This is a genomic window from Curtobacterium sp. 9128 (genome assembly GCF_007673775.1).
Classification (GTDB): domain Bacteria; phylum Actinomycetota; class Actinomycetes; order Actinomycetales; family Microbacteriaceae; genus Curtobacterium.
On record NZ_VEAF01000002.1, the window covers coordinates 340,991 to 361,372 of the forward strand.

Consider the following 20,382-nt stretch of genomic DNA (forward strand, 5'->3'; position numbering starts at 1 on the left):
TACGCTCGTCCCTGATGTCCCCCGACGACCGCCAGCACCACGACCAGGACGACCGCGTCCGGGAGCCGCGTCACGCGGCTCCCGCCAGCGCGGGCGTGAGCCCGGGCAGCACCTTCGCGCCGATCAGCCTCCGTCCGGCGGTCGACGTGCAGGCCGTGCAGGAGCGGCTCCGCGCCCTCGGTCAGAGCCGCAGCACCGACGCCCTCGCCGAGCGCGCCGAACTGTTGCGCCTGCTCGGCCGCCTCGACGAGGCACTCGTCGTCGCGGAGGAGGTCTTCCGGCTGACGATGTTCACCGGGGAACGCGCCGACAAGGTGGCGGCGCGGATCCGTCGCGCACACGTCCTGCACGACCTCGGACGCTACGAACGCGCGGCGACCGAGTCCGCGCTCGCCCGGGACACCGCCACGACCGAGGAGTGGCCGGAGCTCGAGGGTGCCGCCGCCGAGCTCGAGGGCTGGTCGCTGTTCGAGCTGAACCGCTTCGAGGAGGCCCGCGCGGTCCTCGGCCGCTCGTACGAGGCATTCCGCGCTGCCGGTGCCCCCGCCGAGCGGACCGAAGCCCTGCGCACCGCGGTCGAGGCAGCGATGCGCGCCTCCATCGCCCAGCCGGCCGCCGAGCCCGAGCGTCCCGCCGCCGACCGTCCGCGCACCGCCCGCGAGGCCGCCGTCCGCCGGGAGACCGACCCGGTCACGCGCGTCGCCGAACCCGTCAAGCAGGTGCCGCCGCCGACCCGCCGCCGTGTCCTCGGCGCACCCGACGCCGCGCGCACCGAGGCGGACAGCCTCTGGGGCAAGCTGGCCGACCGCGCGGACCGCGCCGACCGTCCGGAGCGGAAGGGCCCCGCCGACCGGTGACCACGCTCGATCAGGTGCGGTCCCGCGCCGCGGAGCTCATGACGGCGCACCTGGGGGTCGGGTCCTGGACGTTCGGCTTCGACAACGCCAAGACCCGGGCCGGGCAGTGCGACTTCGCGCGGCGACGGATCACGGTCAGCCGGCACCTCGCGGTCCGGTTCTCGGACGAGGACGTCGAACAGGTCCTGCTGCACGAGGTCGCCCACGCGCTGAGCGGTGCCCGCGCCGGACACGGCCCGACGTGGCGGCGCACGGCGGCGTCGATCGGGTACACCGGCTCCCGGCTCCACGACGGGCCCATCGCGAGCGAGCTCGCCCCGTGGGTGGGCGTCTGCCCGGCGGGCCACGAGCACTTCCGCTACCGCACGCCGACGAGACCGCTCGCCTGCGCACGGTGCTCACGCCGGTTCGACGAGCGCAACCGCATCACCTGGACCCGGCGCACCGCTGCCACACCCGCCGGTTCCACGCTGCCCGATCCCGCGCCGTCGACCCGCGTGTGACCCGTTAGCCTGGCGGGATGCAGACGGGGCAGCACATCCGCACGGACTCGGGGTCCAGCTGGTTCTTCGACGCCGGTCGCATCGCCCTCGACTTCGCGCACACCGGCGGCTTCGCGGACGACCCCGACGGCCGACGCCCCCGTGCCCAGCTCGGTGAACTCCTCGTCACGCCGGCCGACCTCGACGAGTGGCTGAGCGACCACACCGAACCGATCGACGTCGGTGCGACGGACCGCGAGCTGCAGGACGCCCGCGCGCTCCGCGCCGCGATCGGCCGCCTCGCCGTCGCCGCGGCACCGGCGGCAGCGTCCAGTGCTGCCGAACGCACCGCGGTCGCGGCGGGACTCCGTGCCGGGGCCGGCCGGACGCGCCCCGCGCCCGACGACATCGACACCGTCAACCTGTTCGCCGCCCTGCCGGACGTGCCCCCGAGCCTCCCGGGTGGACGACGCCGGGCCGGAGCGAACCGGGTGCGGCTCGCCCAGGCGCTGTCGAGCGTCGCCCGCGACGCGGTGGCCCTGTTCAGCGAGGTCGGGTTCGACGACCTCGAGGCCGACGGCCGACCGACCCGGCTCAGCCGTTGTTCCGCGCCGGACTGCGGGCTGGTGTTCTACGACTCCTCCCGCGGGGGCACGCGGCGCTGGTGCGCGATGCAGCGCTGCGGGAACCGGGCGAAGGTGCGGGCGCACCGCGCACGTCGCGCCGCCGCCTGATCTGCTGGCGGCTGGTCGCGCCGTGCGGGTCGGGGGTCGGCCGTGCTCGCGCCGTCGACTCGGAACGACACCGTCGCTGTCGTTCGACATCGACGCTGTCGCAACCCCGCGTGCGCAACCGTTGCCCATCGGAAGTAGCGACACTGTCGTCGTCGTACGACAGCGACTCTGTCGATCCGAGTCCGCTCGCACACCGTCGCGCCTCCACGCACGCACGCCGCGCCCTCGTCCCGCTCGCGCGTCCCGCGCTCCGCGCCAGCGCCTCAGCAGCCCGCGACGACGTCGTCCGGGTCGCCGAGGTCCTGCTCAGCACCCCAGTCGGCGAAGGTGAGGTCGACGGTGCCGGTCGTGTCGGACGCGCGGAACGAGTACGGCACGGGCTCCCCCACGGCGGAGACGACGAGCGTGCCGATCGGGGACGACCCGTTCGCGACGACGATCTGCACGCGGGCGTCCTTCCCCGTGCCCGTCACGGCGCCGGGGTGCAGCGTCACGTCGGAACCCGTCCCGAGCAGGCTCCGCAAGAGGTCGTCGGGCTCGGTGAACGGCGCGAGGTCGCGCATCGTCGCCGAGGTCGCCGGTACGCACACCCGCCCGCTCGTCGCCTTCGCCAACCCTGACTGTGCGGCGAACGCGGCGTTGCCGGACACCCACACGTCGTCGGCTCGGCGGCGGGCGTCGAGGGACACGTCCCCGACGGCGAGACGCAGGGCCGAGTCCTCGGCGGTGCCGCGGTAGTCGATCCGCACCGCGCGGCCGGGCACGGTGTCCCCGGAGCCGGCCGCTGCCGCGGGGTCGGGGACGAGCTCGGTGACGGTGCCCGTCGCGACGACGGACTCGGACCGCATCGCCGCGAGGACGTCCCGCAGCGCGGTCGCGCCGTCGACGGTCTCGATGCCGTTCGCCGATCCGTCGACCGGTGCCTGCCCGCCGAACCCGGTGGCGGTCGGGGTGACGGCGACGTCGGTCGGTGCCGGGCCGGAGCAGGCGGTCAGCGCGAGGGCGAGCACCCCGGCGGCGACTGCGACGACGAGCGGCCGACGGTCACCCCGCATCGCCCACGCAGACCTGCTTCGCGCCCTGGGCAGCCAGGGCACCGGCGTCCGTCGGGACGCTCTTGCCCCGGTTGTCGGCGGTGGCGCGGACCACGAAGCACGAGTCGGCGTCGTACAGGCCGGCCGACTTCGGGATCCAGACCTCGGTGCCACGGACCAGACGGGAGACGTCCACGGGCTTCGTGCCGGCCTCGACGACGAACACCGACCACGCGACGTCGTCGCCCTGCCACGACACCCGGACGTTGCCGCTGCCGGACTGCACGGCGAGGTCGGTCGGCGACGGTGGTCCCTCGGCGGTCACGGCGCGGACGACGAGCACGGCACCGACGACGACCGCGACGAGCGCGAGCGCCGCGGACACCAGGAACGCAGGGTGGCGCCAGAGCGGCCTGCGGTTGGTCTCGGTGCGCTCGAGCTCCGGCAGGACGCCGATGTCCGACCCCATCGCGCGCTTCGGCGTCGGGCTCGGCACGCCCCACTGCTCGTACAGCGCTGGCTGCCCGGGGTCCCAGCCGAGCCGGGTGCCCTGCCGCGCGGCGGTGCGCTCGTGCTCGGGCGACGGGGCGGACGGCACCGGGGCAGCGGGGATCGGCGGGACGACGGGCGATGACTCGCGCAACGGACCAGTTCCTCCCCCGGGCGGTGATGCAGACGGCACCGCCAGCATACGGACGCCGACGGGTCCCCGCGAGCACGCGGGGACCCGAGCAGCGACGTCAGGCGCACGTGGTCGGGGGTGTGCGCGCGGGTGTGGAGTCCGGCCAGCGCAGCAGCCGGTCGGTGTCGTCGCGCTGCAGCCACCACGCGAGTTCTCCGGGGAAGGAGTTCAGTGCGACGTGACGACGGTGTCCTGCTCGCGGGACTCGCGCCCGACGCGGAGCTCCTCCGGTCCGAGCGGCATGTCGACGGGCTCGGTGGTGGGCGGCACCTGTCGGGGAGGTGGAGCCCGCCTATCATGAGGGCGTGCTCCGGGGGCGTGCGACGACGGCTGGACGAGGGCGGCTCGGTGCCGTGCTCGCGTCCGTCGCGCTCGCTGCGGTCGGTGTGCTGGCCCTGACGGGAGGCCCGGCACCGGTCGCGTGGGCCGCCGACGCTCCGCGGGCGGCCGGCTCGGCCGACCCGGCGGCGACGGGTGCTGACCCGGTGCGGGTGTCGGTCCCGTACCGGGGGAAGGTCGACGTGGCGCTCGGGGACGGCTGGTCGGTCGCCGACTGCGGCCGCGTGAACGTGCCGACGGGCGTCTCGATGGCGTGCTCGGGCGACTCGCTCTCGCTGACGTCCGACGGGTACCGGACGGACTTCGGCACGGTGCTCATGACCGTGCCGCTGCACTCCGCGGCGTTCGACCTCGACGTCACCTACCTGGTGTCGATGGCACCGCCGGTGGCGCCGTCGCTCGACGGACAGACGTACGACTGGCCCTTCGCCGCCGGCAGCACGGCGTCCGTCCCCTGGTCCGACCTCGACGTCCGCTGCGACGGCTGTGCCGCGGGCCCGCGGATGCGCGTCATCACCGCCGGGCCGTCCGGGGTCGTCGCCAGCGTGACGGCGACCGGGCTGCTGGTCCGCGCTCCGGCGGACTGGACCGGCACGGCGAAGGTCCGCGTGCGCGCGACCGACGACCAGGGGCGCGCCGGGTCCGCGACCGTGCGGGTCGTCTTCGTGGCGGCCGGGGCGAGCGGGCTGACGGCGGACGACGTCGTGCGGCGGCTCGGCACCGACGGCACCGTGACGCTCGACCTGCACGACCTGGTGCACAGCGGGAAGGGCGCCGTGACGGTCGACGGGTGCGGCGACCCGGTCGCCGGCACGGTGACCTGCGCCGACGACGGCACCGCGGCCTACCGTCCGACGGGCACGATGACCGCTGCCGACCAGTTCTCCTTCCACGTCCGCACCGCCGCCGGCGACCAGGCCACCGGGACGGTGACCGTGCTCCCCGAGGAGGCTGCACGGACGGCCGCCACCGCGGCGGGGACGGTCGCGTCCGACGACGACCGCGGCGCGCGGTACCCGGCCACGGGCCTCCAGGCCGGCACCGGCACGACGACGGCCCGCAGCGTCGTCCGGACCCTGCCGTCCGAGGACGACACCGCGGCCGGAGGCCGGTCCACCGGGCTCCTCACGCCGCTCACCGCACCACTCGACCGCATCACGAAGGGGAACCGATGACGCTCCGCCTCAGCCTGCAGGACGCGACCTTCGTGGTCGACGCGACCGACGTGACGAGCGTCGCCGAGGTGGCGGCGGGCCTCGGGGTGGACCCGGCGTCGATCGCGCCGGGGACCGCGCCGGAGACCCCGCTCGTCGAGGCGGGGATCCTCAACGGGTCGACGCTGCCGGCCCGGGCACCGAGCGACCTGCCGCCCGGGCGGCCGCGACTCGAGGTCGTCGGCGGGCCCTTCGCCGGCGAGACCGTGCCGCTCCCCCTCGACGGCCCCCTGCGGATCGGCAGCTCCGGCGCGATGGAGCTCTGCGTCGCCGACCCGTTCCTGCAGCCCCACCACGCGACGCTCGCGCTCGACCACGGCGCCCCCGACGACCTGCCGACGCCCGCGGTGCCGGGTCCCCTGCGCGCCGTGCTCAGCGTGATGGACGGCGCAGACGGTGTCGTCGTCAACGGCCGTGCCGTGACCGGCAGCGCGGACGTCGTCCCCGCCGACGTCGTGCAGATCGGCAGCTCGGTGTTCCGCATCGGCGTCGAGCCGTACGTCGACGCCGACCTGGCGCCGGACGAGGTCGGCATGCGCGGCTTCAACCGGAGCTCCCGGATCATGCCGCCGGCGACCCCGCCGACCGTGGTCCTGCCGGGGGACCAGCCCGACGACGTCGACAAGACACCGATGCCGTGGCTGTCCGCCGTGATCCCGGTGGTGCTCGGCGTGACGATGGCTCTCGTGTTCGCGCGGCCGATCATGCTCATGATGGCCGCCGCCTCGCCCGTGATGGTCGTCGGCACCTTCCTGACCCAGCGCTCGCGGGCGAAGAAGAAAGGCGTGAAGACGTTCGAGGAGTGGCGGCAGGACATCGCCGACACCCGGGTCCGGATCGCGCAGCTCGTGCGTGAGCAGCGGCTCGACTCCTGGTACCGCAGCGTCGACCCGGTGGTCGTCCGGGACATCGCCACCCGGCCGCTCGCCCGCCTGTGGGAGCGACGGAAGCGCGACGCGGACGCCCTGCACGTGCGCGTCGGCGTCGCCGAGGTCCCGCTGCAGGCGAACTTCCAGGGCGGGAAGGCGAAGAACGCCGCACCGCACCACGTCGGCGTCGCCCCGGCACCCGTCGACGTCGACCTGTCCGCCGGCGTCGTCGGCATCGCCGGGCCGGAGGACGTCACCCGGGCACTCGTCCGGTCGATGCTCGCGGCCGTCGCCACCCTCAGGTCACCGCGGGACACCCGCATCGTCGTGGTGTGCGGGGACGAGGGAGCGGCCGGCTGGGAGTGGACGCAGTGGCTCCCGCACACGCAGCAGGCCGAGGACGGTGCCTTCGCGCTCATCGGGAACACCGACGACGCCCGTCGGGAGCGCGTCCGTGAGCTCGCCGCGCTGGTGCAGATCCGCTCACGCGCGGGCTCGTCGGTCAGCGCCAGGGACTTCGACACCGACGTGGTGCTCGTCGTCGACGGCGCCCGCGAGTACCGCACGCTCCCCGGCATGGTGCAGGTGCTCGAGCAGGGCGCCCAGGTCGGTGTGCACGTCGTCGCGATCGACAGCGACCGCGCCCGCCTGCCGGAGGAGTCCCGCACCGTGGTCGCCGTGGACGCGGACGACCGCTCGCTCGCCCGACTCGAGTCGGACGCCGAGTACCACGCCTCGGTGCTCCTCGACGGGCTCTCCGTCCCCACCGCCGAGCGCATCGCCCGCAGCCTCTGCTCGATCCGGCACGTCTCCGGCGTCGGCGACGAGGGCATGCTGCCGACGAGCGTCCGCTACGTCGACCTGCTCGGCGTCGACCTCGACGACCCCGCGCCGATCGTGGCCCGCTGGCAGCGCTCGCCGCGGCGGACGCACGTGGTGGTGGGTGCCGGCGCCGACGGCGAGTTCGCGATCGACATCGCCGCCGACGGTCCGCACGCCCTCGTCGCCGGCACCACCGGCTCCGGCAAGTCCGAGTTCCTGCAGGCGCTCGTCGTCTCGCTCGCGATGGCGAACCGGCCGGACGCGCTGAACTTCGTGCTCGTCGACTACAAGGGCGCGTCGGCGTTCGCGGACTGCTCCCGGCTGCCGCACACCGTCGGCATGGTGACGAACCTCGACGCCCGCGAGACCGAGCGGGCCCTGACCTCGCTCGACGCGGAGCTCAAGCGGCGCGAGACCGTCCTGCGACTGCCCGAGCTCGGCGTGAAGGACGTCGACGCCGCGTGGTCCAAGGACCCCGACGCCGCCGCCCGGAACGGCCTGGCCCGGCTGATGATCGTGATCGACGAGTTCGCCGAGCTGAAGACCGAGCACCCCGACTTCATCGACGGGCTGGTCCGCATCGCCCGCGTCGGTCGGTCCCTCGGCGTGCACCTCGTCCTCGCGACGCAGCGGCCGTCCGGGGTGATCACGCCCGAGATGCAGTCGAACATCAACCTGCGCGTGGCGCTCCGCGTGACCGACCGTGCCGACTCCACCGACGTGCTCGGCTCCCCCGAGGCGGCGCTCATCAGCCAGGCGACACCGGGTCGTGGGTTCGTGCGGGCCGGGCTCGGCGCGATGCCGAGCGGGTTCCAGACCGCCCGCGTCGCCGGGATCCGCCAGGGCGTGCAGCGCGTCCAGCGCCAGCTGCCGAAGATCGCCCCGGTCGACTGGGAAGGCGTCGGCTACGCGCCCCGGTTCCCGGTCCGCCGGCACGCGGCAGCGCCCGTCGACCACGACGACACCGACCTCCGAGCGCTCGTCGACGTCGTGACCCGGGCCACCGAGTCGCTCGGCATCCCGAAGAACTCGTCGCCGTGGCTGATGCCGCTGCCGTCGCTGCTGCCCCTGTCGCAGGTGGCCGGCGGGGCCGGCGCGCCGACGACGATCACGCTCGGCGTCGAGGACGTCCCCGGCCAGCAGACCCAGCGGCCGCTGACCTGGGACCTCGAGGCGGGGACGCACCTGATGGTCCTCGGTGGGGCCCTGTCCGGGCGGACCACCGCGCTCCGGACCGTCCTCGCCCAGGCCGTCGAGCGGATGAGCCCGACCGACCTGCACCTGTACGTGATCGACCACGGCAACGGCGGCATGCTCCCCCTCGTCCGGGCACCGCACACCGGGGCCGTCGTCACGCCGCTCGAACCGGCACGACTCCCCCGCCTGATGGACCGCCTGGTCGCGGAACTCGGCCGCCGCCAGGGCGTGCTGTCCCGCGCGGCTGTCGGCACCATCGTCGAGCAGCGCCGCAGTGCCGCCCCCGGCGACGCGCTGCCCTACGTGGTCGTCGCGGTCGACGGCTGGGACCGCGCCACGAGCTCCATGCAGCCCGAGGACCTGCTGCCGATCCGCGAGCAGATGACCCGGGTCCTCCGCGAGGGCCCCGCGGCCGGCATCCGCGTCGTCGTCACCGGTGACAAGACCGTCGCCGCCGACCGGATCGCCGGGTTCATCAGCGACCAGTACGTGCTGCCGATGCGCGACGTGAACGACTACCGCGGCGCGGGGGTCATGGTCCGCGAGCTCCCCGAGACCGTGCCCGCCGGACGCGTCTTCTTCGGCGCGACCGTGCGCGAGGCGCAGCTCGCCGTCCTCGGGCAGGACGCCTCCGCCGAGGCCCAGGCCGCGGCCCTGCGCAGCACCGTGGACGCCTCGGTGGAACGATGGGCCGACGCCACCGGACCCGCGCCCTTCCGCGTCGACGCCCTGCCGTCCCGCATCTCCCTCGCCGAGGCGCAGGACCTGCCCGTCGCGGGCGACCACCCCGAGGACGGCCCGACCGTCGGCGTCGGCGGCGACGAGCTCGCCCGCGTCACGCTCGACTGGCCGGCCGCCGGCGGGTTCCAGGTCGTCGGCGAGCGCGGCACCGGTCGGTCCACCACGCTGACCGCCATCGCGCACCAGCTCGTCTGGGGCGGCCGGCCGGTCATCGCCGTCGCGACGAAGCCCTCGGTCTTCCAGGAGTGGGCGCGCGAGGCGGACGTGCCGCTCCTCACCGACCCGATGGGCTTCATGCACCTCGCCGAGGCCCTCGGCCGGTACGAGGACCCCGCCGTCCCCGTCACGGTGCTCATCGACGACGCCGAGCTCGTCGCGAACACCCCGCTCGAGAACTCGCTGATGGGCGACCGCGCACGCTTCGTGTTCGTCGTGGCGACGAACCCGGACGCGGCCGCGAAGACCTTCAGCGGCCCGTACGGCGAGGTCCGGCGCACCCAGGAGGGCATGGTCCTCTCGCCCTCGAGCGCCCTGCAGGGGACCCAGCTGTTCGGGCAGAAGGTGCCGAAGTGGATGGTCGGGCGGCAGCCGGCCGGCGGTGGTGCGGTGCACCGCCGCGGTCTGTGGACGCAGGTGCAGGTGCCCGACCCGACCGCCTGAGCGCCGCGGGCTCCCTGCGGCGGCGATCCGGGCCTCCCGTAGGGTGGGTGGCATGGCTGCACGCTGCTCGTACTGCGGGGCCGAACTCCGTCCGAACAGCATGTTCTGTCTGGCCTGCGGCCAGCTCGCGACCGGTGGTCGGCGGTCGACGCCCGCGCCGGTGAGCGACACGTCCGAGGTGCCGCCGAAGCCGTCCGCGTCTGTCCCGCCGCCACCTGCCGTCGCTCCCGTCCCGCCACCACCTGCTGGTGCTGCCGGTCCCGACGCCCAGGGCCTGGAGGCCCGGATCGCCGCCGCCCCGTCGGTGGGCGTCCCCGGTCTGCCGCAGCTCGTCTTCACCACCGGACAGACGCTGGTCGTGCGGGAGGGCACCGTCCTGCTCGGCCGACGTCCCGAGGACATCGCGGCGGCGGAGGGGGCAGCGGCGTTCGCGCTCGACGACCCGGACCGGTCCACGTCGCGGGTGCACGCCGCGGTGGTGTTCGGTCCGACCGGGTTGCGCGTGGTCGACCGCGGGTCGGGCAACGGCACCGTGCTGCGGCGTGGCGACCGCGAGGACCGGTGCCCCGAGGGTCTGCCGGTGGAGCTGGTCCCGGGGGACGAACTGTGGTTCGGGTCGGTGGGGGCGAGGGTGCGGTGACGGACGTCGTCACCGTCCGGCCGGACCCCGACGCCTGGCGCGCCCTGCTGCGTCGCGAGCGGGTGACGTTCACCGTGGCGCCCGCGGTGGTGGTCTTGGCCGAGGCGGGGACGAACGCCCTCGGCCTGGTGGGACCGGTCGTCGTGGCGCACGCACTCACGCTGGTCGCCGCGTTCTGGCTGCTCGCCGCGCTCGGACTCCGGCGCAACCGGCTGGCACAGACCCTGGGTGACCCCGCACGTGCGATCCGGGTGTCGGACGCCGGAGTGGAGCTCCCGCTGCTCGGACTCGTGCCGTGGGACGAGGTCGTCGCGGTGCACTCGGTCGTCGACGAGGGCCGGATCGCAGCGATGGCCCGCTCGACCGGGGTCCGGCGCATCGCCGAGCGCTGGACCGTCCGACTCGGCTCGTCGAACCACCTCGTCTTCATCGGCACCGCCGACGGCCCCGCGCTCCGGGCACGCGCCGAACCGCGCCGGTTCCGACGCTGGGTCAGGCTCTGGGCGCGGAGCGGGGCCCCCGACTTCGGGCAGGTCCAGCTGGCGTGCGACACCTTCTACACGCCGGATGCCGCGGCGGAGCTCGACGCCGCGCTGCGCAGCGCGGCCGCGCAGCGCGGCCTGCCGGCCTCACGGAGCACGGACCTGTCCGAGATGGGCGAGTTCTACCGCACCAACTCACGGATCCCCGGTTTCGACGGCAGGACGTTAGGCTGATCCGCGCGTGACGGGACCGCGCACGCGCTGGGGAACCGAGGGGACGACGACGTGGCTGACGCACTCGCCGAACGGTGCACGATGCTGGGCGGACCGGTGATCGGTCTCATGCAGGCCGTGATGGGCAGCCAGGTGAACCCGATCCGCTTCGTCGAGGTCATCGAGCGTGCCCGCGAGATCCAGCGGATCGTCGCGCAGGGCGCGGACGACGTCCAGGACGCCGCGTACACCCGGTGGGCGGCGACCGCGCCGACCGTGCTCGACGAGATCGTCGACGGCGCGGAACACCGCGACCGCGAGCGCGTGTGGGCGGCGTTCTCGGACCCGGAACGTGGACTGAACGCCCTGGCCGCCGCATGCGCCGGGCAGCCCGGCTGGTAACGAGAGGACGACAGTGGACGACGCCACCCGGCAGAGCTGGCAGGGGTTCTTCGCGCAGGAGGGCCGTTTCGACGTGCACTACGACGCGGAGCGCTTCCGGAGGATCGAGCGCAGGAACCTCCGCGACGCCATCGTGCTCATCGCGTTCATCGTCGTGGTGCTCGCGCTCGTGCTGCTCTGGGGGCGCCTCGGCCCGATCATCCTCGGCGTGCTGCTCTTCGTCGTCGGCGGGGTCCTCGCCCTCGTGCTCCTGCGGCGTCGCCTCGCGCTCCTGCGGCCGGCCGGCGGCTCCCCCGGCCTGCTCCTCGGCGTCTCGAACCTCGGCCTGCACACGCCGATCGTGCCGCTCATCGACTGGACCAGCGTGCGCGCGGTGTTCGCGGTCGACGAGTCCGCGCGGATGGCGCAGAAGCGCGGACGACGGAACATGGCCGGGACGGCCGAGCACTGGGCGGCCGGGAACGGCAAGGCGACCAGACACCTCTGGTTCATGCTCGAGGACGCGCCGTCCCTCCGGTCGCAGGTGACCGACCGGCGGTGGGCGAAGGGCTTCGAGACGTTCCCGAACGCGAACGGCCCCGCCTTCGCGCAGTACGTCCTCGACCTCGACTCGGTGCTCTCGCTCGACGACACGAAGAAGATCATGGCCGCCGTCCTCGTCCAGGCGCAGGCGAGGGGCATCCACGCCGTCGAGTCGCTCGGCGCCTCCGACTTCACCGAGTACGCGAGCATGCTGAGCGGTGTCACCGTCGACGGTGTCGTCCCGCCGAAGCCGCAGGGCGTGACCGGCAACCCCTTCGTCGGACGGTCCTGACGCGCTCGACGCTTCGATGCGTGCGAATGCAAGCTCGACGGACATCCGACGGCCCGCGTAGCATCTGCTGCAGTGCGCAGCATCCGCTAGGCTGCTGCCGTCTGCCCCTCAGAAGGGGGACAGGACCAATCGGGGGGTAGGTCGTTCGATCGCCCCAGGACACGAAAGTCTCTTGGAGGAACCATGGCGGACATCCGCGTCACTTCGGAGTCGCTCTCAGGCGTCTCGAACCAGCTCCAGTCCGGCTCGCAGTCGATCGAGTCGCAGCTGCAGAACCTGAAGTCGCTCGTCGACGGCCTCGTCGGTGGCGACTGGTCGGGTGCAGCATCCGGCTCGTTCCAGGACCTCTACCAGCAGTGGGACCAGTCGGCGGTGCAGCTGAAGGAGTCGCTCGCGGGCATCAGCCAGCTGCTCTCGCGTGCGGCCCTCTCCTACGAGGAGTCGGAGAACTCGATCTCGGGCACCTTCCGCTGATCGACGACCACTGACGGCGAGTCGTCCCCATGGGGACGACTCGCCGCTCCAGCAGGGGGAACGACATGGTGCAGTACCGGGTCCGGCCAGAGAGCCTCGGCGAAGTCGCCCAGATGCTCCGATCCGTGGTCGCGACGTTCGACGGACACATCTCCGAGACGGACGCCGCCGTGCGGAACGTGGTCGACACCGCCTGGAAGGGCGAGGACGCCACCGCCTTCCACACGACGTGGGGCGAGTTCCAGGCGGGCGCGACACTGCTCCGCGGCGTGCTCGAGAGCCTCGCGGTGCGGCTGGTGAGCGCGGAGACGGCGTACCACGGCAACGAGACGGCACTCGGCGGCGCGTTCGCCGACACCAGGAGCCAGCTCACCCCGCAGGCAGCGCGCGAGAAGTCCGGCCTCACCGACCGGGTCAGCGCAGACGAACAGCGCGCCGACGCGGTCTGGGCAGAGCTCGAGGAGGACGGCGCATGAGCGACCAGCAGGCCGACATGGAGAGCCTCCACCACCTCGTCGACAGCATGCAGCGGCTGCACGACTACTGCGCGTTGCTCCAGCAGGGCGCCACGAGCTTCGCGTACATCCTGCCCAACGAGTGGCAGGGCCCGGCGATGAGTGCGTTCCTCGCCAGCTTCGAGCAGTGGAACGCCGGTGCCGGGGCGCTGACGTCGTCCGCGGGTGACCTCCACGAGCGTGCCCGCGCCATCGAGGCGACGTACCAGGCCACGATCGACGCGCTCGACCAGTCGTGGTCCAAGTTCCAGGGGGAGATCAGCGGATGACGATGGTCCGGCTCAACGCCTTCGGTCTCGCAGCCGACGGCGACGACGTCTCCGGCGTCGCACACGACATCGCGACGGCGTGGAGCACGCTCCACTCGGCGCTGCACGGCACCGCGGGGATGGCGGGCGACGACGAGAGCGCGGAGCAGTTCGCGAACGTCTACGACAGCCAGGCGAAGAGCGCGGCGACCTCCGCGAAGAACCTCGTCGGCATGCTCGCCGCGTTCGAGACGCTCCTCGCGGGCACGGGTTCGGCGTACAAGGACGCCGAGATGGCCAGCGCGGGCCAGCAGGGCGGTTCCGGCATCACGATCCCGTCGAGCCACTACACCGTCGCGACCGACCTCCCCTCGTCGCTCGGGGCCGGTTGGCCCGGCGGCTGGGGCAAGGTCGAGGACGTACTGCAGGACGCCCTCCGGGCGATCGGCGTCCAGCTGCCCCAGGGCGACCCCGACAAGCTCTCGTCGGCGGCGGAGTCCTGGAACCAGTACGAGTCGGCGATGCGGACCGCGTCGGGCAAGCTGAGCGCCGGGCTCGGCCAGGTGAACGCCGCGGACATCCCCCAGAAGGCGACGATCGTCGCCGCGAAGCACACGATGTCCGAGCACATCACCACCGCGGCCGAGGCGGCCACCGGTGCCGCGGCGTCGCTGAAGCAGATCAAGGCCAACTACGACCAGGCGGCCGAGGAGATCCGTTCGATGATCGAGCAGCTCCTCGCGGAGCTCGCGGTCGACGTGGGCATCAGCATCGCGCTCTCGTTCGTCACGTTCGGCCTCGGCGCACTCGCCGGAGCGGCCAACGGTGCTCGTATCGTCGTCACCTGGGCCACCCGGATCGCCAGCGTCATCAAGAAGCTCGCCTTCCTCAACAAGATCCACGCGGAGCAGTTCCTCAAGGCCGCGAACATGCTCCGGAAGCTCGAGCACGGCTCCTTCGTGACGAGGTTCACGTACGAGACGGTCAAGGGCACCATCAGCGGCACCGCTGCCCCGATCATCGTGAACGCCCTGCACGGCAAGGGCACGTCGATGAACGACATCCTCTCGGCCGCCGCCGGATCGGTCGTCGGCGGCGTGTTCGGCGGCTTCGGAGGCGCGGCGATGAACCGCCTCGGCCGCAGCGCCGCGGGCGACGCCGCCGGAGCCGTCGCGCCGTCGTTCTTCAAGGCGACCGCGGTCGAGGGCGCCAAGAGCGCCGCGACCGGTGCCGTCGGCGGCGCGGCCGGCAACGTGGCACAGGACGGCGTCGCCGCCGCACTGGACCCGGAGCACCACCACTTCAACGTCCTGCAGTCGCTCGCCAACGGGACGGTATTCGGCACCGTGGGCGGAGCGACCATCGGCGCGGGCAGCTACGCCGCCGGCAAGGGCTGGCATGCGGTCAGCGGGGGTGGCGACTCCTCGGGAGCCACCCCGACCGTCGACGTCGACGTCACCGCCGTGGACGGCGGTACGCACGTGGACAGCGGCTCGTCGGCTGGGCACGCGCCGGCGACGCACCAGGCGACGGCGACGCACGACCCCACGGCGACGCACGAACCGGCCGCGACGCACGAGCCGACGGCGACGCACACGACGACGGCCACGCACGAGACGACCGCGGGACACGAGTCACCTGCGGGACACGAGTCGCCGGCAGCAACGACCGACACCGCTGCGCACGCGCCGAGCATCGAGCACTCGGCTCCGGTCGCCGGTGCGGACGCGTCGACGACGCCGAGCCACGCTGCGGCCGGCGAGCGCCCGCACGTCGACGGATCGCAGACGCCGGTCGTGAACGAGTCCGCGCAGGCGAGCACGTCGGCGCACGGCGCGGGTGAGCGGCCGCACATCGACGGGTCACAGACGCCCGTCGTGAACGAGGCCGCGCACTCCGGATCGACCGCGGATGGCACCGGGAGCCACGTGGCGGTCGACCACGTCGACGCGCCCGCGCACGTGGAGACGCCCGCACACGACGGCACGTCGGCGCACGCCGATGGGCCGAACGCTCCGCACGAGGCAGCATCGTCGCACGGAGGATCAAGCGACGGCACCCCGGCTCACGACACCACCGGGACGCACGAGACGACCGTGGGGCGCGGCGCCGCGTCTGGCCACGAGCCGAGCGGCACCCACGACGGCACGACTGCTCCCGCGACGCCGAACGCGGCTGAACACAGCAGCGCTGCTGATCACAGCACCGCGGCCGCCGACGCTCCCACGTCCGGAGCGAACAGTGCCCCCACGATGCACGTCGACGCGACACAGACGCATCCTTCGGCTGAGTCGCCCACAGTGGTGGAAGGCGGAGAGCAGGCAACCCACACGGCAGGCGAGACGTCGAACTCGGCTCCGCACGAGGACCTCAGTGCTGGGACCATCCGCTCGGACGTCGCGGATCCGGGTGCGCCATCACACGCGGACCTCGCATCGGCAGAGTCGCGTGTCACGCACGACCCGAGCTCGGCGCCTCATGACGCTGCCCCATCGCAGATCGCCCGCGACGCTGCTCCCGGCGAGAACGCGGTCTCAGCTCCTGCCGAAGGGCATGACACCGGCCGCGCGGTCGGGACAAACGATCACTCGCCCGTCGGCGCCGGCTCGAACGGCCTGGCGGGCGCAGGGGGCGCTGCTGCTGCAGGCGCGGTCGCGACGCACCCGTCGGTCTCACGCGTCGCCGCGCCTTCCACGGCCGGCCAGGGCGGGCACGGACAGGATGCCGCTCCCGCCACGTCGGCAACGGAGTCTGAGACGGCGGCCGCTGGCGGACGAGGAACGGCCACCGCGGGCTCTGACGGCCCCATCAACGGAGAGGACCTCCGTACACGGCACCTCACGACGTACACCCGTTCGGAGTTGGATCGCGTCGCGTCGTTCAACGATGCGGACCGAACCATCCTGCCCGGCGAGGAACTCCGGAAGGTCCTCGATCCGAAGGACGTCAAAGCAGCGATCGGTGAACGTTTCGACCTCGAAGCCCGCGACTCGTACGGACCTGTCGAAGAATCGCAGTACGGCGCTCCCGCGAACGCGCGTGGGTTCCACGCACGCGCGTCGGCCTCGACCACGACCCGTGCGGACGAGTTCCGCGCGAGCCTGGGCCTGAACTACTCGGGCACGCCCTACTCCGGGCAGCCCGACCAACCCGTCTTCTTCCTCGACCACCGGGTGAGCAGCGCAACCGCCGCTCGCTTCATCTCGGAAGACGAGCCCCTCCAGATGGTGCGGGAAGTCGCGGCCGCACGACCGGATTGGGACGACCTCTCCACTGCGCAACGGCGCGAGGTCATCGAGCAGGGCTACCGGGACACCGAGCTGTACTCAGGCCTCGACCCGGACGCGGCATCGGACTTCCGGGGTCACCTCGATGCACGCGTCGCAGATGCGCTGAAGCCCTTCCCGATCGGCGGCGCTGAAGCGGACTCCTCGACGAATCCGTATCGCGGGAACGGTTGGGCCGGCATCGACGGGTACGCCACGCGTGAGTTCAGCGCACGCAACGAGGGCGGAGTTCCGTGGGGGACGTTGCCCGAGATCACGGACGGTGCGACGATCTCCGTCCGTCGCACCGGGGAGCCGGATCGTGTGCTCGCCGTCTTCCATCGCATCTCGCCCACCGAGGGCGAGTGGCTCCCGCTTTGGTGACTCCCGTCTCACGGCCGATCGCGCTGCGAGTCGTCGGTCGTGAGGGAGCTGCGCAGCAGATCGACGCATTCGCGGACGTCTACGCGTGGTGGCGCGGACTGTCGGTCCGGCTGGCCCACGATGTCGCAGACCGGCTGATCGGCGAGGGACAGAGCGGCCAGGCAGAGGTCGAACGTGCGGGCGCCCGGCTGCTCGATCGAAGCGGTGACTTCCTGGTCGAGCTCGACGACCGCGAAGGAGAGCTCGTCGGGCTGCGAACACGGATCGTCGTCCAGCACCCGGTCGACTCACGGCCGGTTCTGGATCGCAGCGCGCTCCCGGTTCTGGACCTGCCGACGGTGTTCTCCAGGACGACGCTCCTCGGGAGCTTCTGCGGATCGGACGCGGAGCTGGTGGCGGAAGACGACGACGCAGTGTTGCTTCACGTGTCGTCCGGCCCGATGCCCGCCAGTGGACTGCCGTTCGGACGCACCGGCGCATGGCGCGGGTGGGTGAAGCGGGAGGACTTCCTCGCGACGAATGCGAAGACGGTCGTCTGGGGTGGCGCATCTGCGCCCGGAGTGCGCGTCGGCACATGGGTCGAGGTCGACGGACGTCTGTACCCGCTCCGGTTCCCGGACCGGGACGGCCCTCTCGCAGCGCTCGACTCGAGCTTTCCGGAGTTCCCACGAGTCTCCGTAGCGAGCCCTCGGGTCGGAGCGTCTGCGGCCGTGCCATGGTCGGCCGTCACCGCGGCACCGGTCTTCGGCGCAACAGCGGAAGTGTCGGGAGTCCCCGTCCAGCTCGACGCCTCAGTTTGGCCGTGGCGCATGGACTCGATCCGTGTCAAGGCATCCGAGTCGTTCCCCGAACGTGCTCCGGACGGGTATGCGTGGCGTCTGCCGGGCTCGGATCCGACCGTCGCACACGTCCGGTACGTCGACCTCGATCACTTGTCCTCACCTGACGAGCACGCCAGGTTCCGTCACACGTCGTACACGAACGGTTCTTCCCACTGGCGATCCGTCTCCTAGGGTGGTCACAAACCCGAGATCGATTCCGAGGTCACACGAATGAGCGAGCGCGCGGTCGTCCAGAAGGCACTCACGCCTGCGATGTCGGACGCCATCTTCCGATCGAGCTACGAGCGGATCGCCGGGTACGTCATCCCCGCCGATGACGTCAGCGGTGTCGCTGGGATCCCTGACCTCCTCAGCGTCCATGGGCTGCGCTTCCCCGGTTCACCGTTCCACGACGAACTCTCCCAGGTCGACGTCCTCCGATTCCCCTCGGGATCCAATCTCAACGCCCAGCGAGCCCTCGGCGGCACGAGCGCAGAGGAAGCAGAGCGGAACGGCGGCACGTTCGTCGAGCATCCTCCGTTCACCGGTACGGGTTTCGCTGGCCTGGACCGCCCTGCGGTTCCGGTCTACTGGGTACCGACACACCGTCCGCCGGTCGGAACCGAGTTGTGGCGGTACGAGGTCAGCGGCTCGTCGAGGTTCCTCGCTCGTTACGGAGGGGTCGCGGACGGATGGACATTCCGGCAGGATCTCGAGGCTCGCCGGCCAGCCCACGGGCGAGACCTCAGCCGCTTCACCGGTGGTCTTGCGCGGATGGCCGGGGAGGTGTTCCTCGCCGATCTCGTCGAGGATGGTGTCGATGTCGTTGCCAGTGGGTCCGACGTGGCGCCATTCCTTTCGCCGTCGGACAACGGATTGCACGTCGCACATCTGGCGCTCGATGCAATCGAGGAGTACTTCGAACTCGATGTCCGGGTGAACTTCAACGGCATCGACTTCCGCGTCACCGGTCAACGTCGCGACACCCGATCCGGCGCAGTGCTCGAAGCCACGAGCCTCACGCACAACGTCCAGATCCTGGAGGCGCTCGGGTTGACGAAGGTCGACGCTGGCGTTTACGAGGCCGACCTGCCGCACGAACTCCTTGACACGGCGCACACCGAGCAGGTCCAACTCCCTGGCTGGCCCGGAACGATCCGTCAGCCGAGCTGAGCGGGTGCTGCGCCACACGATCGACAGTGAATTCCGTATCTGCGAAACCACTTGGGCGGGGATCGTCGGCGACGGATTCGGCGGGACGAGGTCCAGGAGTCGACGGATCCGGACGACGGCTGACGTGGAAGGACGACGAGTCGTGATCGACGCGCCCTGGAGCGGTCTCATGCAACAGGCCGTCGAGGTCCGCGCCGAGGACGCGGAGCCGGGCACCGTGTTCGCGCACGACGGCCATCCGATCCGTTTCCGGAACCGCGAGCAGGGCGTGACCGCATTCGTCCGCCCGTCCGATCTCCACAACCTGACGAGCGAGGTCGCATCGTCCGAGTGAGTTCCTAGGATGGGTGCAGCGACACCGGTGAGGACCGCAGGGGGGAGCACTTGAGCGCCACGATCATGCAGAAGGCGATCACGCCGCAGCTCAGCGACGGGTACTTCAACGGCTGGATCGAACGGGTGGCCGGGTACGTGATCCCGCTCGACGCAGCGGCGGGACTGCAGCAGATCGCCGACCTGATCGCCGTGCACGGCCTCGACTTCCCGGCGACGCCGTTCTCCGCGGACATGCCGTACCTCGACGTCCTGCGTTTCGAGGCGGCTCCCGAGCTCTTCATCACACCGGCGGTGGGCGGAACCGACGAACGCACCGCGGCGTTGCTCGGCGCGATGTGGGTCGACCACGAGCCCTTCACCGGTACAGGGTTCGTCCCGAACGACCTCGACCGGACGGTCCCACTTTCGTGGATGCCGTCCCACCGCATCCCGTACGGTGCCGAGATCTGGCGCTACGACGGCAGCGGCCCCTCGACCTTCGTCGCACGGTATGCCGGCGTCCACATCGGGTGGGTCTACCGTGACGACCTCCAAGCCCGACGCACCCTCCAGGGCCGGATGATCTCGCGGTACAGCGGGGGCATCGCGACGGTCGACGGCGAGCGCTACATCGGCGACATCCTCGAAGAGACCCACGTGGCGATCGTCCGGCCCGATCCGGCTGCCGAGCGGGACGGCTTCGTCCAGACGAGCCCCGTCGTCCCGATCGAGGACGTCTCGGAGTTCTGCGAGCTCGACATCAGGATCCGCTGGAACGGACTCGACCTCCGTGTCTCCGACGAGGTGCCGACCGGTCCGCGTGAGATCGGACTCGCCGCGACGTCACTCCAGCACGACTACCGCCGGAACGAAGGGCTCGAGCTGACCAAGCTCGACGCCGACTGGTACGAGGCGACGCTGCCGCTCGACGTCTTGTCGGGCGCCGAGGTCCGCCAGACGCAACGCCCCGGGTGGCCGGGAGCCTGATGCGCCGAAGCACTCGG

19 protein-coding genes are annotated in these 20,382 nt (G+C 72.4%); 16 read left to right on the plus strand and 3 right to left on the minus strand.

The features are described 5' to 3' along the window. Positions 1-14: 14 nt before the first annotated feature. Genes FS641_RS04805 through FS641_RS04815 form a run of 3 tightly spaced genes read left to right on the plus strand, consistent with a single transcriptional unit; the run spans position 15 to position 2,073 of the window. A complete protein-coding gene (locus tag FS641_RS04805; protein ID WP_144760700.1) occupies positions 15-857 on the plus strand; it encodes a hypothetical protein in 843 nt (280 codons plus the stop codon). Beyond that, complete coding sequence (locus FS641_RS04810; RefSeq protein WP_144760703.1) at positions 854-1,360, plus strand: SprT-like domain-containing protein; 507 nt, start codon at positions 854-856, stop codon at positions 1,358-1,360. The genes FS641_RS04805 and FS641_RS04810 overlap by 4 nt, the downstream gene beginning before the upstream one ends. A 17-nt stretch (positions 1,361-1,377) precedes the next feature. Beyond that, entirely contained in the window at positions 1,378-2,073 is a 696-nt protein-coding gene (locus tag FS641_RS04815; RefSeq protein WP_144760706.1) for a CGNR zinc finger domain-containing protein, read from the plus strand. 263 nt (positions 2,074-2,336) lie between these two features. On the opposite strand, the gene FS641_RS04820 is transcribed toward FS641_RS04815, so the two are convergent. Beyond that, on the minus strand, positions 2,337-3,128 hold the full coding sequence (locus tag FS641_RS04820; protein WP_144760708.1) for a hypothetical protein: 792 nt from the start codon (positions 3,126-3,128) through the stop codon (positions 2,337-2,339). Beyond that, positions 3,118-3,750 (minus strand): hypothetical protein, encoded by a 633-nt coding sequence (locus FS641_RS04825; RefSeq protein ID WP_144760711.1) that lies wholly within the window; start codon positions 3,748-3,750, stop codon positions 3,118-3,120. Before FS641_RS04825 ends, FS641_RS04820 begins: the two co-directional genes overlap by 11 nt. Positions 3,751-4,094: 344 nt before the next feature. Here FS641_RS04825 and FS641_RS04830 point away from each other — a divergent pair, with 344 nt between their 5' ends. The 10 genes from FS641_RS04830 to FS641_RS04875 all read left to right on the plus strand — a co-directional run bounded on the left by FS641_RS04830 (position 4,095) and on the right by FS641_RS04875 (position 17,069). Beyond that, entirely contained in the window at positions 4,095-5,303 is a 1,209-nt protein-coding gene (locus FS641_RS04830; protein ID WP_144760714.1) for an Ig-like domain-containing protein, read from the plus strand. Then, positions 5,300-9,631: an FtsK/SpoIIIE domain-containing protein gene (locus FS641_RS04835; protein ID WP_144760717.1), complete on the plus strand. Its 4,332-nt coding sequence runs from the start codon at positions 5,300-5,302 to the stop codon at positions 9,629-9,631. The genes FS641_RS04830 and FS641_RS04835 overlap by 4 nt, the downstream gene beginning before the upstream one ends. A 52-nt stretch (positions 9,632-9,683) precedes the next feature. Continuing rightward, entirely contained in the window at positions 9,684-10,271 is a 588-nt protein-coding gene (locus FS641_RS04840) for a zinc-ribbon domain-containing protein (protein ID WP_144760720.1), read from the plus strand. Further along, positions 10,268-10,987, plus strand: a complete 720-nt coding sequence (locus FS641_RS04845) for a hypothetical protein (RefSeq protein ID WP_144760723.1) — start codon at positions 10,268-10,270, stop codon at positions 10,985-10,987. The genes FS641_RS04840 and FS641_RS04845 overlap by 4 nt, the downstream gene beginning before the upstream one ends. 51 nt (positions 10,988-11,038) lie before the next feature. Continuing rightward, positions 11,039-11,368: a hypothetical protein gene (locus FS641_RS04850; protein WP_144760726.1), complete on the plus strand. Its 330-nt coding sequence runs from the start codon at positions 11,039-11,041 to the stop codon at positions 11,366-11,368. 13 nt (positions 11,369-11,381) lie between these two features. Then, complete coding sequence (locus tag FS641_RS04855) at positions 11,382-12,182, plus strand: hypothetical protein (RefSeq protein ID WP_144760729.1); 801 nt, start codon at positions 11,382-11,384, stop codon at positions 12,180-12,182. Between the two features lie 183 nt (positions 12,183-12,365). Continuing rightward, entirely contained in the window at positions 12,366-12,656 is a 291-nt protein-coding gene (locus FS641_RS04860; RefSeq protein WP_071299535.1) for a WXG100 family type VII secretion target, read from the plus strand. Positions 12,657-12,721: 65 nt separating this feature from the next. Beyond that, positions 12,722-13,132: a WXG100 family type VII secretion target gene (locus tag FS641_RS04865; protein ID WP_186317578.1), complete on the plus strand. Its 411-nt coding sequence runs from the start codon at positions 12,722-12,724 to the stop codon at positions 13,130-13,132. Next, entirely contained in the window at positions 13,129-13,440 is a 312-nt protein-coding gene (locus FS641_RS04870; RefSeq protein WP_144760735.1) for a WXG100 family type VII secretion target, read from the plus strand. The genes FS641_RS04865 and FS641_RS04870 overlap by 4 nt, the downstream gene beginning before the upstream one ends. Beyond that, positions 13,437-17,069 carry a hypothetical protein gene (locus FS641_RS04875; RefSeq protein WP_144760738.1) on the plus strand — a complete coding sequence of 1,211 codons (3,633 nt, stop codon included), beginning with the start codon at positions 13,437-13,439 and terminating at the stop codon, positions 17,067-17,069. Before FS641_RS04870 ends, FS641_RS04875 begins: the two co-directional genes overlap by 4 nt. Before the next feature lie 8 nt (positions 17,070-17,077). Here the strand turns inward: FS641_RS04875 and FS641_RS04880 are convergent, their stop codons facing one another. Then, positions 17,078-17,347 (minus strand): hypothetical protein, encoded by a 270-nt coding sequence (locus tag FS641_RS04880; protein ID WP_144760740.1) that lies wholly within the window; start codon positions 17,345-17,347, stop codon positions 17,078-17,080. Between the two features lie 774 nt (positions 17,348-18,121). On the opposite strand from FS641_RS04880, the gene FS641_RS04885 reads away from it, so the two are divergent. From FS641_RS04885 to FS641_RS04895, 3 genes are read left to right on the plus strand one after another with little or no spacing between them, the layout of a single operon-like run. Then, a complete protein-coding gene (locus tag FS641_RS04885) occupies positions 18,122-19,063 on the plus strand; it encodes a hypothetical protein (RefSeq protein ID WP_144760743.1) in 942 nt (313 codons plus the stop codon). Between the two features lie 4 nt (positions 19,064-19,067). Then, positions 19,068-19,397 carry a hypothetical protein gene (locus FS641_RS04890; protein WP_144760746.1) on the plus strand — a complete coding sequence of 110 codons (330 nt, stop codon included), beginning with the start codon at positions 19,068-19,070 and terminating at the stop codon, positions 19,395-19,397. 50 nt (positions 19,398-19,447) lie between these two features. Beyond that, positions 19,448-20,365 carry a hypothetical protein gene (locus tag FS641_RS04895; RefSeq protein ID WP_144760749.1) on the plus strand — a complete coding sequence of 306 codons (918 nt, stop codon included), beginning with the start codon at positions 19,448-19,450 and terminating at the stop codon, positions 20,363-20,365. Positions 20,366-20,382 lie beyond the last annotated feature (17 nt).

Coding starts and splice junctions, on each gene's coding strand:
- FS641_RS04885 (WP_144760743.1), top strand. CDS start 18,122: ATGAGCGAGCGCGCGGTCGTCCAGAAGGCACTCACGCCTGCGATGTCG.
- FS641_RS04875 (WP_144760738.1), top strand. CDS start 13,437: ATGACGATGGTCCGGCTCAACGCCTTCGGTCTCGCAGCCGACGGCGAC.
- FS641_RS04815 (WP_144760706.1), top strand. CDS start 1,378: ATGCAGACGGGGCAGCACATCCGCACGGACTCGGGGTCCAGCTGGTTC.
- FS641_RS04865 (WP_186317578.1), top strand. CDS start 12,722: ATGGTGCAGTACCGGGTCCGGCCAGAGAGCCTCGGCGAAGTCGCCCAG.
- FS641_RS04805 (WP_144760700.1), top strand. CDS start 15: ATGTCCCCCGACGACCGCCAGCACCACGACCAGGACGACCGCGTCCGG.
- FS641_RS04835 (WP_144760717.1), top strand. CDS start 5,300: ATGACGCTCCGCCTCAGCCTGCAGGACGCGACCTTCGTGGTCGACGCG.
- FS641_RS04860 (WP_071299535.1), top strand. CDS start 12,366: ATGGCGGACATCCGCGTCACTTCGGAGTCGCTCTCAGGCGTCTCGAAC.
- FS641_RS04820 (WP_144760708.1), bottom strand. CDS start 3,128: ATGCGGGGTGACCGTCGGCCGCTCGTCGTCGCAGTCGCCGCCGGGGTG.
- FS641_RS04840 (WP_144760720.1), top strand. CDS start 9,684: ATGGCTGCACGCTGCTCGTACTGCGGGGCCGAACTCCGTCCGAACAGC.
- FS641_RS04870 (WP_144760735.1), top strand. CDS start 13,129: ATGAGCGACCAGCAGGCCGACATGGAGAGCCTCCACCACCTCGTCGAC.